This is a genomic window from Variovorax sp. Varisp53 (assembly GCF_059491555.1).
Window position 1 is genome coordinate 4,878,264 of the sequence record NZ_CP168512.1, and the last position, 14,335, is coordinate 4,892,598.

The following is a 14,335-nucleotide window of genomic DNA, read 5'->3' on the forward strand; positions in this document are numbered from 1 at the left end:
TGCCTCCACACGAATGCATGCCAGCTGACATTCCGCGGGTAAGTCCCGAGGCCCACGCCCGGCAGCCGGGCGTCGCCGTCCCGTATTCAGACCTCGCTGAGTGCGCTCAGCGTTTGCTCCGACTCGATGGCGATGCGGCCGTACGACAGCGACAGCGCACCCGTCGCAGCCAAGGCCTTGAGTTCAAGCGACAAGGTCTGACGGGTGATGCCCAACATCATCGAGAGGGTCTCGTGTGTGATGGGAATCACGCGCCGGGAACGAGGCAAGGCCGAAGCATCGCCGCGCGCCAGCCTCAGTAGCCGGCGCGCGACACGGGCCCGCGTGCTGCGCAGCGCCGCATCCTCGAAGAAGCCGAACATGGTTCGGATGCGTGCCGTCTGCAGGACTGCAATCGCCCGCACAAAACTGGCATCCTGCATCAACCGCTCGAACAGAGGCGGCGAGATGTGCAGCAATTCGGAGTTCCGCAAGGCATGGATGTCATGCGTGCGCGGCAGTCCGTCCAGCGACGATGCCTCACCGCACCAATCTCCAGGCTCCAGCAAGCCGAAGATCATTTGTCGCCCGTCTTCGAGTAACGAGGACGCGGCGAGAACACCACTGACCACGCCGAAGAGACCATTGGCCGTGTCGCCTTTGCGCACGACGAATTCACGGCTTCGAACGTGAATGGAGCGTCCTTGCGTCAGCAATAACTCTTGTGACGCGGGCTCAACCGATTCGAACCACGCGTCGCCAAATATGCGCAGCAGTTCTTTGTGCGATGTCGACATATCCAGGATGCGGCCGTTGCCTGGTGGCAGATCACGCGGGCGATGTGCCGCCCTCCTCGGCCGACGTCCATTCCGGGCTGTATCCGCCCAAGGTGGGGTGATACATCTCATCGGCCGAATGCTGAGTGAACTCAACGTTCAATCGATCTTTGCGCAAGCCCAGGATCTCCGTGCAGTCTTCGCATAGCGTCTTGGCCACGGCGAGGCGAAGTTCAGCGCTGCGACCCCGTCGAATGTCACACATCAGCACGGCGGCTTCGACCGCCTCGCCATCGACCATGCGCCAGACAGCGCCCTCCCCCAGTTCTCTGATGGCAATGCTGATACGCCGCATGTCCACGCTCATCATCCGGGCGTAGGTTTCCGCAAGCGCATTCGCAAGGCGCTGCTTGTCCGCGATTGCGTAGCTTCCATTCACGTCGAGCTGGAGATAGGGCATGTTCGATCTCTTGATGACCTTCAAACCGGCATAGTCAGTGTTTCAGGCTTCGAGGAAGGACAAGGCCTTTGACGCGAAGTCTGCATGGGCGTGGTTCCGCGTCGCGATCCGCTTTTCGCTCCCAGCTCACTTTCGGATCTTGCTGAACGCTCATGACATGGCTCCTTGATAGTCGACGGACCGTACAGCTCAGTCCGCAAGTACCGGGTAGTCGGTGTAGCCCTTGGCACCCGGGGTGTAGAAGGTTTCGGGGTCCAGCACGTTGAGCGCGGCGTCAGTACGCATGCGTGCGACCAGGTCCGGATTGGCGATGAAGGGCCGGGCGAAGGCAATGAGGTCTGCCTGACCGGCTTCGAGCGCGCGCTCGGCGCTGGCCTGATCGAATCCGCCGGCGAGGATGAACAGGCCCTTGAAGGCGGCGCGAAGACGAGTCTTCAGCTCGGCAGGCACCGCGGGAGCTCCCATCGCCGAGTGATCGAGAACGTGGACGTAAAGCAGGCCCAGCTCCGACAGCTGCTGCGTCAACGCCAGGTACTGCGCGTCCACGTCGGCAAAAGGTCCAGTACTGTTGAACACGCCATAAGGCGAGAGCCGAATGCCCACGCGCTGTGGGCCGATGGCCGCCGCGGTGGCACGGGCGATCTCGATTGCAAAGCGGTTGCGACCGTCGATGCCGGTGCCGTATTGGTCGGTGCGCTGGTTCACATTGGCGTTGAGGAACTGCTCGATCAGGTAGCCATTCGCGGCGTGCAATTCGACTCCGTCGAATCCTGCTTCGATCGCGAGTTGCGCCGACTGGACGTATTCGTCGACGGCATGCGCAATGTCGTCCTGGCTCATGGCCCGTGGGCGGCTGTGCGGCTGCATGCCCTTCGCATCGGTATGCATCTGACCGGGACAGGCATCGGCGGTGGGCCCCAGGACCTCGGCTGCGACCGGCAGGTTCAACACATGGGTCACGCGTCCGGTGTGCATCAGTTGGATGAAGATATTGCCGCCCCTGGCGTGGACGGCGTCGGTGACCCGCCGCCATCCCTGCACCTGCGCCTGGTTGAAGAGCCCGGGGATGCGTGCATAGCCCAGGCCGTTCGGAGACGGCGATGTGCCTTCCGTGATGACCAGGCCGGCTGCAGCTCGCTGTCCGTAGTACTCGGCCATCAGGTCGTTCGGCGTGTTGGCCTCCACGGCCCGGCTGCGTGTCATCGGCGCCATCACGATGCGGTTGGCGAGTTGCAGCGAAGGCGTGGCAAGAGGTTCAAAAAGCATGATGGTCCTTGATGGAAAAACGAGGTGTTGAAAATGCGGGCGTGCCGCCACGGCTGCGGATCGTGGCGATGACGACGGGCTACTTGATACGAACGACGACCTTTCCCTTGGCTCGTCCTTGCGCCAGGTAGTCGAGAGCCTCTTTGGCCTGCTCGAAGGGGAACACTTTGTCGATCACCGGCCGAATGCGTTCGGACTTGAGCAGTTCACCGATCTCCCCGAGTTGCTTCCCGTCGGGGCGCATGAACAGGAATGAGTAGTTGACGTCCCGTTTTCTCGCGAGGCGCAAGATCTTGCGGCTCATCAATCCCAACACAAACCTCAGGATGAGGTTCAAGCCCTTCGCGCGCGCGAACGCAGCGTCGAGTGGGCCGATGAGGGAGACGATCCTGGCGCCCGGATTGAGGATGTCGACGGATTTCGCGATGGCATCTCCCCGGACGGTGCCGAGCACGGCGTCATAGCCCCGAAGTACCTTCTCGAACTCCTGCTTCTTGTAGTCGACGACTTCGTCGGCACCGAGCTTGCTAACCAGTTCGACATTGCCCGTGCTGACGGTGGTGCCCACCTTGGCGCCAAGGTGGTGAGCCAGTTGGATCGCGAACGTACCGATGCCGCCGGAGCCCGCCGGGATGAACACCTTCTGGCCTCGACGCAGACCTGCCCGCTCCTTCAGTGCTTGCCACGAGGTAAGTCCGACCATCGGAATCGACGCAGCTTGAACGAAGTCCAGGTTGTGCGGCTTCAAGGCGGCGGCGCTCTCCGGCACCGCCGCGAACTCTGCAAGAGATCCTTTGCCGAGGTCGAAGAGGCTGGCGAAGACTTCGTCGCCAGGCTTGAAGCGGGTTACGCGGCTGCCCACCTCGACCACCACGCCTGCCAGATCACTGCCCAACGTCGCGGGCAAGTCGAAGCGCAGGACGAGCTTGAACGTTCCCACAGGGACCATGTTGTCGATGGGGTTCACCCCCGCGGCATGGACCTGCACCAGCATTTCGTCTGGTTTCAACGAGGGGCTGGCAATCTCGGCAAAGCCGATGCCGGGCGACTTGCCGTAGCGCTTGAACGTGAGTGCTTTCAATGTCTTCGTCCTTTGTCATGGCGGAGCCAGGTGGGTGTGTCGTCGGGGCGTTGGTGCGCCGCGGGGTTTCGGGGTTATGCAGTGCAGCGCCAGGGCGCTCAATGCGCGCGGTCATGCATAAGTCATCTCGGCGAGGAAATCAGGTGCTCGCGTACTGCGTTCAGCACCGATTCGGATAACGCCGCTTCGTCGATCGCCCGTGCCAGAACCAGCGCCCCGACGATGGTGGCGGTGATCACCAGAGCTCGGTCGTGCGCGCCCGGCAGCCCGAAGTCGGATGACTCGCGCGAGACCAGATCGATCATCTCCTTGATGCGGCGGGTGACCGCGCGCCGAATTGGCGGCGCCTGTCGCGGCATTTCCGTGCCCAGCGCGGCGATCGGGCAGCCAATCTCAGGCTGCCTCAAATGCTCTTCGCAGAGATAGGTGCTCAGAAGCGCCCGCAGCGATTGCGCGGGCGGCGCCTCCTCCGCGACGCGCGCGAAGATGGCGATGGCGTCGGCGCCGGCTCGGTCTGACAACTCGACCAGCATGGCCTCGCGTGAAGGGAAGTGGGCGTAGAACCCGCCATGCGTGAGACTCGCCTCCTTCATGATGTCAGCGATGCTGACGCCGCCGTACCCGCTGCGGCGAATCGCCCGCGCGCCGGCCGCGGCGATGCGGTCGTGCGAAGCGTTCTTGGATCCAGCCCTGGTGCGCGTCATTTGGTAGTCAGCAATGCCTGCTTGTGCGAGGAGCACGCTCAACCGCGCGCGCGCAGGCGACGTGTGCGAAACGTTCCCCAACCACTAATGAGCGCTGACTTCAGGAAGGCAGACAGCCCACCTTCCCTCGGCTGTGGGTCTCTACCCTTGGCAATGCGCCCGAGTTGGCGCGTGTACCAAAGCACCTCCATGATTCCCATGCGATCCACGACCTTGAGACCGGTGTTGATCGGGCGAACGCGTTGAAGGCTGTCGCGACCTCGGAGTAGTGCGGCAGGCGCGTCGGGGTCGATCGCCAGCAAGCGCGCCAGGCCCACCACATCGAGCGCGCCCGTTCGCAGCGCGGCTTCCATGCCGGCCGCAGTGCGGAATCCGCCTGTGACCATCAGGGGCACCTGGACAGCGGAACGAACCTTCCCGGCGAAGTCGAGGAAATACGCTTCACGAGCCGCGGTGGATGCCCTTGCCTGTTCCTGCATCGTGCCACTCATGGCGGGCGCTTCGTAGGTCCCGCCGGAGATCTCGATCAAGTCGATTCCTGCCTCGGCCAGCGCGCGGATCGTGGCCAACGATTCTTCTTCGGTGAAGCCGCCACGCTGGAAGTCGGCCGAGTTGAGCTTGATGCCGATCGGGAACTCCGGACCGACTTGTCGGCGGATCTCCGCATAGACGGCCATCAGGAAGCGTCGCCGTTTCTCGAGGGTTCCCCCCCACTGGTCGTCGCGACGGTTGTGATGCGCAGACAGGAACTGATTGACCAGGTAGCCGTGGGCACCATGGATCTGAACGCCACTGAAGCCGGCTTTCTTGACGATGGCCGCGCTGCGCCCGAAACGCTCGATGATGTCGTGGATCTCGGACCCGGTGGCTTCACGTGGAGTCTCGAAGAAGGCTGCCATGTCCTCGCGGAAGGGGACGGCCGAAGGCGCGAGGTTGAAGGCATTCAAGCCCTTGGTGGACTGCTTGCCGGGATGGTTGAGTTGCGCCCAGATGGCGGCGCCCTGCGCCGTCGCCGCCTTTGCCCACTGGCGCAAGACGGTCAGGTCGGATTCGTCCTCGACGGCGACGTTGCCGGGCTCGCCCAGAGCGCGGCGGTCGATCATCATGTTGCCCGTCACGATCAGGCCCAGGCCCGAGGCGCCCCAACGTTCATATAGCCGAACGAGGCTGGGCGTCGGCCGGTTGTCGTAGGTGCCGAGTGTCTCGCTCATGGCGGCCTTGGCCAACCGGTTACGCAGGACCGTGCCGTTGGGCAATGTCAGGGGCTGGTTCAGAAGCTGGTGGCTGGCGTTGGATGTCTTGGGCATGGGCATGTCGCTGCGTGATGTGTCGTGAACGGGGTTGGGAGATGACTTGGCCGGGATGTGGGACATGGCGAGCTCCGTCATCGCCGCGATGGTCAGGCTCGGGTTCACGCCCAGGTTGGCGCTGAGCATGGAGCCGTCGCAGATCAGCATGTTCTGGTAGCCGAACACGCGGTTGCGGGCGTCCATCACGCCGTGCTCGGCGGTCTGTGCCATCGCACAACCGCCCATGCAATGGGCCGTTGTGGGAACGTTGAACAGGGTTTCGGTGAGCAGCGACATGGGAAGGCCGCCGAGGGCCTTGGCCGCACGTTCGACGAAGGCGTTCGCCTCTGGAATGTGGGCGGGAATCGGCGCCCCCTCGGTGCTCAGTTGTTTGCCGAACGGCCAGTACCAGGGGCGACGCAGGCGCAGGTCGATGTGGCCTTCCTTGTTCTGCATGACCACGAAGAGCATGGTCTGGCGCGCAAAGCCGATCGGGTTGTGGACCCGCAGCGCCTGGAGCGGATGGCGCAGCATGCGCCAGAGCCACGCCGGGATGCGTCTCCAGCCCGATGCGGCGCCGCGCATCACCGTCATCAGCAGGCTGGTGCCATCCATGCCCTCTGCGTAGCGCACGACGCCGACATGGGTATGCCGGTCGAGGTAGAGGGCGGCACCGCCTGCGATGCCCGGTGACATGCTGGGCTCGCGCCCGGGGAAGCGCAGACCGAGGAGAGATTCCGCGTTGGTGCGGATGCGCTTGCCCAGATCATCGCTGAGTCGCGGCAGCGAGCCACCTTCCTTCAGCCTCAGCAGCAGTTCCACCGTACCCAGCGACGACGCGGCAAACAACACGGTGCGGCAGCGAAAGACGCGCCGCCGCTTGTCGAAGAGCGCGGTCGACGACTCGGTGTGAATTTCGTAGCCGTCGCTGCCATCGGGCTTGCCGTTCAGTGGACGAACATCGACCACCCGCGTCTCCGCAAAGACCTGGGCGCCGCGCCGCTCGGCGAGGTAGAGGTAGTTCTTGTCGAGCGAGTTCTTGGCGTTGTGCCTACAGCCCACCAGGCAGCCACCGCAGCCAATGCAGGTACTGCGCTCCGGGCCTTCGCCGCCGAAGTACGGGTCAGGGTAGGTCTTGCCACCGCGTTCGCCGGGGGGCGGAAAGAAGGTGCCCGAACGGCCGGCGTAATAGCTGTCCCCTACTCCGGCCAAGCGCGCAAGTTTTTCGAGCCGCCGGTCGGCCTCGCCCAGCAGCGTGTTGTCGGCCACACCGAGCATGCGTTCGGCGGTGGCGTAGTGCGCTGGCATGAGCCGCTTCCAATCCTGCAGGCCGGCCCAGGAGCCCTGGTCCCACACCTCCGGCGATGGTTTGAGCAAGGCGCTGGCATACGCGATCGAGCCGCCGCCGACAGCGTTGCCGCACATCACCACGACGTGGCGGAACAGCCGCATGTTGAAGAAGCCGAACATGCGAAGACCCGGCCGCCAGAAATAGCGTCGTGCATCCCAGTTCGACTTGGGGAAGTCTTCAGGCTTCCAGCGTCGCCCCATTTCCATGACGCCCACGGTGTAGCCCTTCTCCGACAGCCGCAGGGCAGAGACGCTGCCACCGAAGCCCGAGCCGATCACGATGTGGTCGAAGTCATAGGGCGCTGTGTCTGCATGCGCGGCGTGCAGCATGGGGTCGGGCACGGCAGCTCCCGGCGATGTCGTCATGGTTTGTCTCCGTTTGTTGTTGTGTTGCCGGCCTGGCGCGTGCGTGCGCGCCAGGTCCAGCGGCTGTCAGAACGGGCTGCGCTCCCAGGGCGTGACGACCTTGGGCGGCTGCAGGTAGGCGGTCAGACCTTGGAACCACATCACTTCGCGGAAGTCGCCGCTCACGACCAGATCCTTGCTACCCACCCCGCGCAGAAACGCGAGCTGTGCGTCCTTGGCCGACAGGATCTCGAAGCCCTTGGCCGCATTCGAGAAGGTGAACGTGAACGCCGCGTTGTCGGCCAGGCCGGCGAAGGAGCGAACGGTGCCGTTCTGAATGACGTACCAGCGGCCAGCGCCTGAGGCTGTGCGGATCTGGAAGACGAGCTTCCTGTCGCCGAGGTAGCGGGCGCACTCTGCGTTGCTGCGGATCTTTCGCTGCAGCAGTTGTGCAAAGGCCCACAACAGGAACTTGAACTTGAACATGGCGTTCTCTCTTCGAAGAAGGTGGTTGACATCAAGCGACGCTGGGGGCGGCGGCGGCGCTGGCCGTCATTCGCTCAGGAACTGCACCGCGTGCTGCAGGAACCGCTGCGGGTACTGGAACTGAGGCCCATGGCCGGCATCGGGGTAGATGAACAACTGCGCGTTGGGCAGGTTGCGCGCCATGTAGAACGAGTTGATGGTCGGCACCATCACGTCGTGCACGCCATTGAGGATGAACGTGGGCTGGTGGATGCCGCGCAGGTAGGCGAAAGGGTCGTCCTCTTGCAGCCGGGGCAGGTACAGCACGTTGGCCTCGATCTGGCCCTGCATCAGCGCCAAAGAGCTCGGCGGGTCCTGATCCACCCGCTGGTGACGCCGCTCCCAGAACGCCCGAGCGGCGTGTTCAGCCTGGTCCGACCGGCCGAAGAACAGGTAGCGAAAGTCCTCGAAGGTGGGCGTCGGGTTGACGGCCGTGGTCAGCACACGCTCTTCCATTTCGGGGTTGCCTCCGCGCGGCCCGGTGCCCAGCAGCATCAGCTTGCGCACCAGGTCGGGGTGGCGCCACGTGAGGTCCAGGGCCTGGAAGCCGCCCAGCGAAAAGCCCAGCACGTCGACCTGGCGCAAGCCCAGGGCCCGGATCACCGCCGCGGCGTCATCGGCCATATCCTCGATCCGGGTGCGCGGCGCCCCGGTGGACGAGGCAAGACCTCGGCCGTTGTACAAGATCACCTCACGCCCGGTGGCCAGGCCGTCGGTCATCAACGGGTCCCAGTGATCCATGCCACCGCGGAAGTGCTGCAGGAACAGCATCGGAGGCTGCGAAGCAGCTCCATTGCCCCAGCGGCGATAGGCGAATCGGGTGCCGCCGACTTCCACGAAGCGCGTGGGTGCGGTCAGGTGCGTGTCAGTCATGTGCTTGCCTTTGAAACCAGGAGATTTGCGCCGTGAGTGCGCTTGCGTACCTTCTCGCCCGGAGGTTCAGTTCGCGAGAAAGGCCAGGGCCTTGGGCACGAAGTCTTCCTGGTACTGGAAGACGCCGCCGTGGCCAGCATCGGGATAGATGATCAGCTGGCTGTTGGGCAGGCGCCGTGCAAGGTCGTGCGAGTTGGGGGTCGGAACCATTCGATCCGCATCGCCGTTGACCACCAGGACGGGTTGCTTCACGACCGAGAGGTCTGCCGGCGCCTTTTGCCCCCACGCGCTGAGCGCCTGGAGCTGCGCGACATAGGCGCCGATCGCGATCTCCGCGTCACGGTTGTACGTACGCTCCTGCAGGCGCTTCAGGAAGGCCTTCCCGGCCTCGATACCGTTGGGCGTGCGCGTGAAGAACAGGTACTGCTTCGGGTCTTGCCCGGTGAGCTTCGCGCGCATCAGGTCGTAGTTCGCCACGCCCGCCACCGTGCTAATGCCCTCGCCGCCGGCCGGACCGGTGCCCGCAAGAATCATCCTGCGCACCAGCTGCGGCTCCTTCAGCACGATCTCCTGCGAGATCATCCCGCCCATCGAGAAGCCGAAGAGGTCGACTTGCTTGAATCCCCTGGCCTTGATGAACGTGATGGCGTCGTCGGCCATCTGTTCCATCGTGTTGGCCGGCTTGCCGCTCGACGATCCGATGCCGCGATTGTCGAAGGCGATCACGTGGTGTTTCGCGGCCAGGCCATCCACCACGCGCGGATCCCAGTTGTCCATGACAGCGGCCAGGTGGACGAGCAGCACGACGGGGACGCCGCCGTTGCGCTGACCGAGTTCCCGGTACGCGAAGTCCACGCCGCCTGCAGAGACGAACTGCGTCGGGACCTCTTTCCAGGTCACCGGCCGAACACCCATGGCCCTCGAAGGGCTCGCATCCGTTGAGAGGGCGCCGTTGGCCTCGGCATGCGGCGACACAAGCACGGCACAAAGCGCCAGGGCGTAGAGGCTGGATCTCAGCGGAGATGAAGTCATGGCAGTTTTGCAGGGTTGGATGGGGTGGGAGGCGGTCAGCTTTGCGAGCGATAGCGTTCGGCCACCTGCGCCTGGCGAATGTCCGAGAGCAAGCCTTGGCGAGCGGCATCCAGCGCGTCCCAGCGACCGGCGACTTGCAATGGCGGGATCGTGACCAGTTCGCGGCGATCGAAGCCGACGAGGGCCGCATCGACCAGGTCGCCCACTTCCATCAGGTCGGTGAGCGAATTGACGTCGATCCCGGCACGCTCCCAGATCTCCGTGCGGGTCCCCGCGGGCAGTACCGCCTGCACGTACACGCCCTTGGATGAAAGCTCGAGGTTCAGGCCTTGCGACAGGAACAGGACGAACGCCTTGGTCGCCCCGTAGATCGACATGGCGAATTCAGGGGCGAAGCCGACGACCGAGCCGATGTTGACGATGGAGCCCGTGCCGGACTGCGCAAAGCGCGGGGCAACGGCGGCCGCGAGACGCGTCAGCGCGGTGATGTTGAGCGCGATGAGGCGGTCGACGCCGTCAGCGTTCTGCTGCAGGAAGCCGCCTGATTGCGCCATGCCGGCGTTGTTGATGAGGATCCCGATGCGGGCATCGTCGCGCAGCCGGGCTTCCACCGCGGCCAGGTCGGCTTGCTGCGTCAGGTCGGCCGGCATCAGGTCGACTGCGATGTGGTGCTGGGTGCGAAGGCGGGCGGCGAGCGCCTCCAGCCGCGATCTGTCGCGGGCAACGAGCACGAGGTCGTGGCCGCGCTGCGCGAAGCGCTCGGCGTAGGTGGCGCCGATGCCCGTGGAGGCGCCGGTGATGAGGACGGTAGGGAGGATGGACATGATCGGTTTCCTGCTGGAAGGGGGCCGCAAGCGCGGGCGCAACGCTTCGAAGTTCCTGCTGTCGAGTCCGAGAGCCGAGCGAGCTGGCTCTGGCGCGAGGGCTGGAAACTGTCGATGGCTCAATGATGATGATCATAATCCAACATGTCAAGTATTGGATGATGATCGACATCAATGTATAGTGGGCTTGTTCAGGAACGAACTCACAGTTGTCGAAGAATGAAGGTCACCAAGGCACAGGCTCAGGCAAACCGGGCGCACGTCGTCGAGACGGCGTCCACGCTGTTTCGTGAGCACGGATACGACGGGGTTGGCGTGGCCGACCTGATGGCGGCTGCGGGGTTCACCCATGGCGGCTTCTACAAGCAGTTCGAATCCAAGGCCGACCTGATTGCGGAATCGACGGCGTGCGGCATCGCGCAGACCGTTGCGATGACCGATGGTGTTGGCCCGGTGGAGTTCGTGGAGCAATACCTCTCGCGAGAGCACCGAGACTCACGGGCTACCGGCTGCACGATGGCGGCCCTTGGAGGGGATACCGCACGCCAGCCCGAGACCGTGAGAATCGCGTTTGCGGCCGGCGTCGAAGACCTCGTCGCCGCACTGACCAGCCAGCGCGCGGCGTCGGGTTCAGCAGATGCTGGCCAGGCGCGAGCCAAGACCCTGGACGCGCTGGCGCATGCCGTGGGCGCCATCGTCATGTCGCGAGCGTGTCCCGACGACTCGCCTCTGGCCGATGAATTCCTGGCGGTTTGCCGCGACGCACTCCTTGCGTCCGCGGCACCGAAGGTCGCTGGACGCAAGAACAAGACTAGCCGCCGTTCCTGAGGCTCGCGGACACGTTTGCACCACCAGTCAGGTTCTCGGGTGACGGCGTCGTCGAGATCGTCGTCACCGGCCTGGTTACTGAGCGATCGCGTACTGCTACGCGTGGCTAGGCAGGCCGCTCCCATGAGCGCTGCCAATTAGCTCACATGATCGAACAGTTCAAAGGTGTCGATCGCGCCGCTGAACCTCGAGCGTGAGCATGAAGGCACGCCTGTCGAAAGCAGCTGCGGGTGCTCGTCAGTCGTCGGCGCCTTCGACGGCGCCATCCGCAGGCTCGCCACCCGCGATGGAGAGGTCGAACCGTTTCTTTGCTGCCTCGATTTCCTGCGCGTTCGCAACCGACCACTGGAACAGCGCTTGGAACGGCGCCTTCAGTGATTCTCCGAGGGGGACGCTGTATTCGACCTGTTGAATTCCGCCGATCAGAGCTCGGCGGATTCCAACACCTGCGCCTGAAGCATCCTCTTCAGATACTCGTCATGTTGAAGCATGGTGAACGCGCCGCTCTGAGGCAGGAGCCCAGGCCTTCCGTCGTTGGGCCGGAAATACTTTCGATCCGGACGGCTACATCGCCGAGAGCTGCCGCGCCCTGAGGTGAGCGCTCTCCACGGCAGCGCAAACTGCGTCGTGCACTCCTGCGGAGCTCAATACATCGATCGCCGCTGCCGTGGTGCCCCCTTTGGATGTCACCTGACCGCGAAGTTCAGAGATCTCCTCATTCGAACTTCGCGCCAGCACACCGGTGCCGACGACCGTGGCAATCGCAAGCCGGCGGGCCACCTCTTTCGGAAGCCCGATTCTTACGCCGCCGTCGATGACAGCCTCGATGACGTAGAGAAGGTACGCCGGCCCAGACCCCGAGATTGCCGTCACGCGGTCCAGATCCGCGTCTGAGTTGAGCCAAAGAACCTCCCCCGTTGGCCGCAGCAGATCGTCGGCGACTCGTCGATCGGACTCTGACGCTTCCCCAGCAGCAATGCACCCGGCAATCCCCGCTCCGACGGCCGCTGGCGTATTCGGCATACAGCGAATGACGCGACCCGAACCCAACTGGCTCTGAAGGGATTCGACTCCCAGCCCTGCGATGACGCTGATGTGCAGCGGTTCAGCGAGATATTTGAGGACAGGCGCGCTCGCCTCCGCAAAGGCTTGAGGCTTGACGGCCCACAGCACGGCGGTGCAGCTCTTCAATCTGCCACTTGGCTCGGCGTCAGCAGAGATCCCAAGCTCCGTACCGAGCCGCGCACGCGCGTCGCCATGGGGCTCCACGACTGTCACCTGCGCTGGATCCAGGCCATTCCGCAGGAGCCCCCCAAGGATAGCCCGCGCCATATTGCCTCCTCCGATGATGCCCAGGCGAAGGCCTGCGTATGGAGAAGGTTGAGCGCGGGCGTACGGGTCGGTGGTCATGGGCTAGTGTTGTCGATTCGGATGTTCTTGGCCTTGATGAGGCTGGTCCAGCGCGCTTCTTCGTCACTCAGGAACCGCGAGAACTGGGCGGCAGATTGCGGCGTGATCACCATCGTGCGATCGCGCAGCTCTTTCAGCACGGCGGGTTCCTGCAGAACTGCCAGAATCTCCTTGGCCAAGTAGTCCTTGATGGCCGCCGGCGTATTTGCGGGACCGACCGCTTGTTGCGGCTCTCGTTGAGCCACTGCACGGAGGCGCCGGGATCAGTCCCCCTCGTTCCGAAGCGCCGCAGCGGATCCCCGGAGCACGGGTGTTCGATCTTGATCACTTGAGCGCCGAACTCCGAGAGGATCGCCGCGCTCAACGCCGCCGCAATGTAGATGGCCGCATCGAGAACGAGAACACCCTCCAAGACAGAGGCGTTAGGCAATGACATACGTTGTGGGTTTCGAGGAAGATCGCCACCTCGCGATCTTTTGATCGGAGTGCCAATCACTCTGGCGCGGGTTGAGCTTAGGCTGGCAATTCGCAGACCTACTAGCCACTTATGGCTTTCGGACGGTGCCACTTTGCGAGACGGCATCTGCGGGCGATGCACCTCTTGAAACACCCGACCGGCTCTTTCGCGTCTTGCGTCAGGCAACGAGCTGGTTGGCGACAACCAGTCTGGTCCGGACGCCGTTGCTCGACGTTGGGGAAGCGCCCATCGTCGGACCAATGCACCAGGCGTCTTCGCGTTGATTCACTCATCGCGCGCCAGTTGTCCGAATAGCGTTGATGGTCCGGAACCGCTGCTTGGTTCCGATAGTCAAGCGGCGCCCTTGTCGAGGCGGCGGCCGGGCGCCGGGGCACGCCGGCGCAGCGGACCTCCGTACGCCGCGAATGCACATGCTGGTCCTTGTGCGCGGTAAGCGAAACCGCGATTAGCCCCTGCCGCGTTGGTAGTTCAGCGCGTAATCCGGAGTCCTGATGCCCGGCCGCAGATCCGGCGCATTGACCGGTGCTCCGGCCACGACGCGCAACGGTATCGTGCCGGCCCACAAGTCCAGTTCCAGGTCCTCTTCGTAGTCGCGCACGCCGAGGTCGCGGACTTTTGCAGAGACCTCGACTATTGGGAAGCGCAGCACCATCGTGGCGTCGAGCTCCTTTTGCTTTGGCGCACGCACCCGATGACCCGGCACGACCGACTGAATCACGCTGTCGACGATCTCCGCCTTGTGCGGTCCCTCCACGAGTTGCCCGCTGGAGTAGATGATGGCGGATCGATAGTCCACGCTGCAACCGAACCCGGACCGCCCCGCCACAACAGCATCGATGTGGGTGACGGCGATGGCAGCCGGTACACCTTGAGCGAGGACGCACAGCATTCGATTCGTCGGGCTGCCGTGGAGATAGATGTCTTCATCGATGCGAAGGATCGTCGTCGGAATGATGCACGGCTCCCCTTCGTAAAGGAAGCTCACGTGACAGACGATCGCTTCGTCGATGATCGAGTGAACCAGCTCGCGGTCGTAGCTGGCCCGCTCCGGCCGACGTCGAACTTGGGTACGCGGCGTTGGCCCGTACTCAGAGGCTTGGCTCGCGTTGGCCATG

General features: G+C 64.0%; 16 protein-coding genes and 1 pseudogene. 2 read left to right on the top strand and 15 right to left on the bottom strand.

Features of this window, described 5'->3' with window-relative positions:
- Positions 1-86: 86 nt before the first annotated feature.
- The 11 genes and pseudogenes from ACEOAB_RS22860 to ACEOAB_RS22910 all read right to left on the bottom strand — a co-directional run bounded on the left by ACEOAB_RS22860 (position 87) and on the right by ACEOAB_RS22910 (position 10,504).
- The gene (locus tag ACEOAB_RS22860; RefSeq protein ID WP_413748075.1) at positions 87-776 is read right to left on the bottom strand and encodes a Crp/Fnr family transcriptional regulator; all 690 of its coding nucleotides are present in this window, start codon (positions 774-776) and stop codon (positions 87-89) included.
- A gap of 31 nt (positions 777-807) precedes the next feature.
- Positions 808-1,215 (bottom strand): tautomerase, encoded by a 408-nt coding sequence (locus ACEOAB_RS22865; protein ID WP_413748074.1) that lies wholly within the window; start codon positions 1,213-1,215, stop codon positions 808-810.
- Between the two features lie 189 nt (positions 1,216-1,404).
- Positions 1,405-2,481 carry an alkene reductase gene (locus ACEOAB_RS22870; protein ID WP_413748073.1) on the bottom strand — a complete coding sequence of 359 codons (1,077 nt, stop codon included), beginning with the start codon at positions 2,479-2,481 and terminating at the stop codon, positions 1,405-1,407.
- A gap of 79 nt (positions 2,482-2,560) precedes the next feature.
- Positions 2,561-3,562 carry an NADP-dependent oxidoreductase gene (locus ACEOAB_RS22875; protein ID WP_413748072.1) on the bottom strand — a complete coding sequence of 334 codons (1,002 nt, stop codon included), beginning with the start codon at positions 3,560-3,562 and terminating at the stop codon, positions 2,561-2,563.
- A gap of 122 nt (positions 3,563-3,684) precedes the next feature.
- Positions 3,685-4,266 carry a TetR/AcrR family transcriptional regulator gene (locus ACEOAB_RS22880; protein ID WP_413748071.1) on the bottom strand — a complete coding sequence of 194 codons (582 nt, stop codon included), beginning with the start codon at positions 4,264-4,266 and terminating at the stop codon, positions 3,685-3,687.
- Between the two features lie 38 nt (positions 4,267-4,304).
- Positions 4,305-5,573 (bottom strand): NADH:flavin oxidoreductase/NADH oxidase family protein, encoded by a 1,269-nt coding sequence (locus tag ACEOAB_RS22885; RefSeq protein ID WP_413748082.1) that lies wholly within the window; start codon positions 5,571-5,573, stop codon positions 4,305-4,307.
- 48 nt (positions 5,574-5,621) lie between these two features.
- A pseudogene (gene choxAB, locus ACEOAB_RS22890) lies at positions 5,622-7,235 on the bottom strand (cholesterol oxidase); the annotation flags it as partial.
- A 102-nt stretch (positions 7,236-7,337) separates the two neighbouring features.
- Positions 7,338-7,736: a hypothetical protein gene (locus tag ACEOAB_RS22895; RefSeq protein WP_056589051.1), complete on the bottom strand. Its 399-nt coding sequence runs from the start codon at positions 7,734-7,736 to the stop codon at positions 7,338-7,340.
- A gap of 66 nt (positions 7,737-7,802) precedes the next feature.
- A complete protein-coding gene (locus ACEOAB_RS22900) occupies positions 7,803-8,648 on the bottom strand; it encodes an alpha/beta fold hydrolase (RefSeq protein WP_056589055.1) in 846 nt (281 codons plus the stop codon).
- A 66-nt stretch (positions 8,649-8,714) separates the two neighbouring features.
- Entirely contained in the window at positions 8,715-9,563 is an 849-nt protein-coding gene (locus ACEOAB_RS22905) for an alpha/beta fold hydrolase (protein WP_413748081.1), read from the bottom strand.
- A gap of 152 nt (positions 9,564-9,715) precedes the next feature.
- Complete coding sequence (locus ACEOAB_RS22910) at positions 9,716-10,504, bottom strand: SDR family NAD(P)-dependent oxidoreductase (RefSeq protein ID WP_056589063.1); 789 nt, start codon at positions 10,502-10,504, stop codon at positions 9,716-9,718.
- 219 nt (positions 10,505-10,723) lie between these two features.
- On the opposite strand from ACEOAB_RS22910, the gene ACEOAB_RS22915 reads away from it, so the two are divergent.
- Together ACEOAB_RS22915 and ACEOAB_RS22920 are read left to right on the top strand one after the other, a co-directional pair.
- Complete coding sequence (locus ACEOAB_RS22915; RefSeq protein WP_056589064.1) at positions 10,724-11,332, top strand: TetR/AcrR family transcriptional regulator; 609 nt, start codon at positions 10,724-10,726, stop codon at positions 11,330-11,332.
- Positions 11,333-11,497: 165 nt separating this feature from the next.
- Positions 11,498-11,710, top strand: a complete 213-nt coding sequence (locus ACEOAB_RS22920; protein ID WP_157609963.1) for a hypothetical protein — start codon at positions 11,498-11,500, stop codon at positions 11,708-11,710.
- A gap of 186 nt (positions 11,711-11,896) precedes the next feature.
- Here the strand turns inward: ACEOAB_RS22920 and proC are convergent, their stop codons facing one another.
- From proC to ACEOAB_RS22940, 4 genes are all read right to left on the bottom strand, one after another.
- Positions 11,897-12,742, bottom strand: a complete 846-nt coding sequence (gene proC, locus ACEOAB_RS22925) for a pyrroline-5-carboxylate reductase (protein WP_082571974.1) — start codon at positions 12,740-12,742, stop codon at positions 11,897-11,899.
- Positions 12,739-12,921 (bottom strand): hypothetical protein, encoded by a 183-nt coding sequence (locus tag ACEOAB_RS22930; RefSeq protein ID WP_056589071.1) that lies wholly within the window; start codon positions 12,919-12,921, stop codon positions 12,739-12,741. Before ACEOAB_RS22930 ends, proC begins: the two co-directional genes overlap by 4 nt.
- On the bottom strand, positions 12,876-13,325 hold the full coding sequence (locus ACEOAB_RS22935; protein ID WP_414930038.1) for a CoA transferase: 450 nt from the start codon (positions 13,323-13,325) through the stop codon (positions 12,876-12,878). The genes ACEOAB_RS22930 and ACEOAB_RS22935 overlap by 46 nt, the downstream gene beginning before the upstream one ends.
- A 340-nt stretch (positions 13,326-13,665) precedes the next feature.
- Complete coding sequence (locus ACEOAB_RS22940) at positions 13,666-14,334, bottom strand: pyridoxamine 5'-phosphate oxidase family protein (RefSeq protein ID WP_056589074.1); 669 nt, start codon at positions 14,332-14,334, stop codon at positions 13,666-13,668.
- Between the last annotated feature and the right edge of the window lies 1 nt (position 14,335).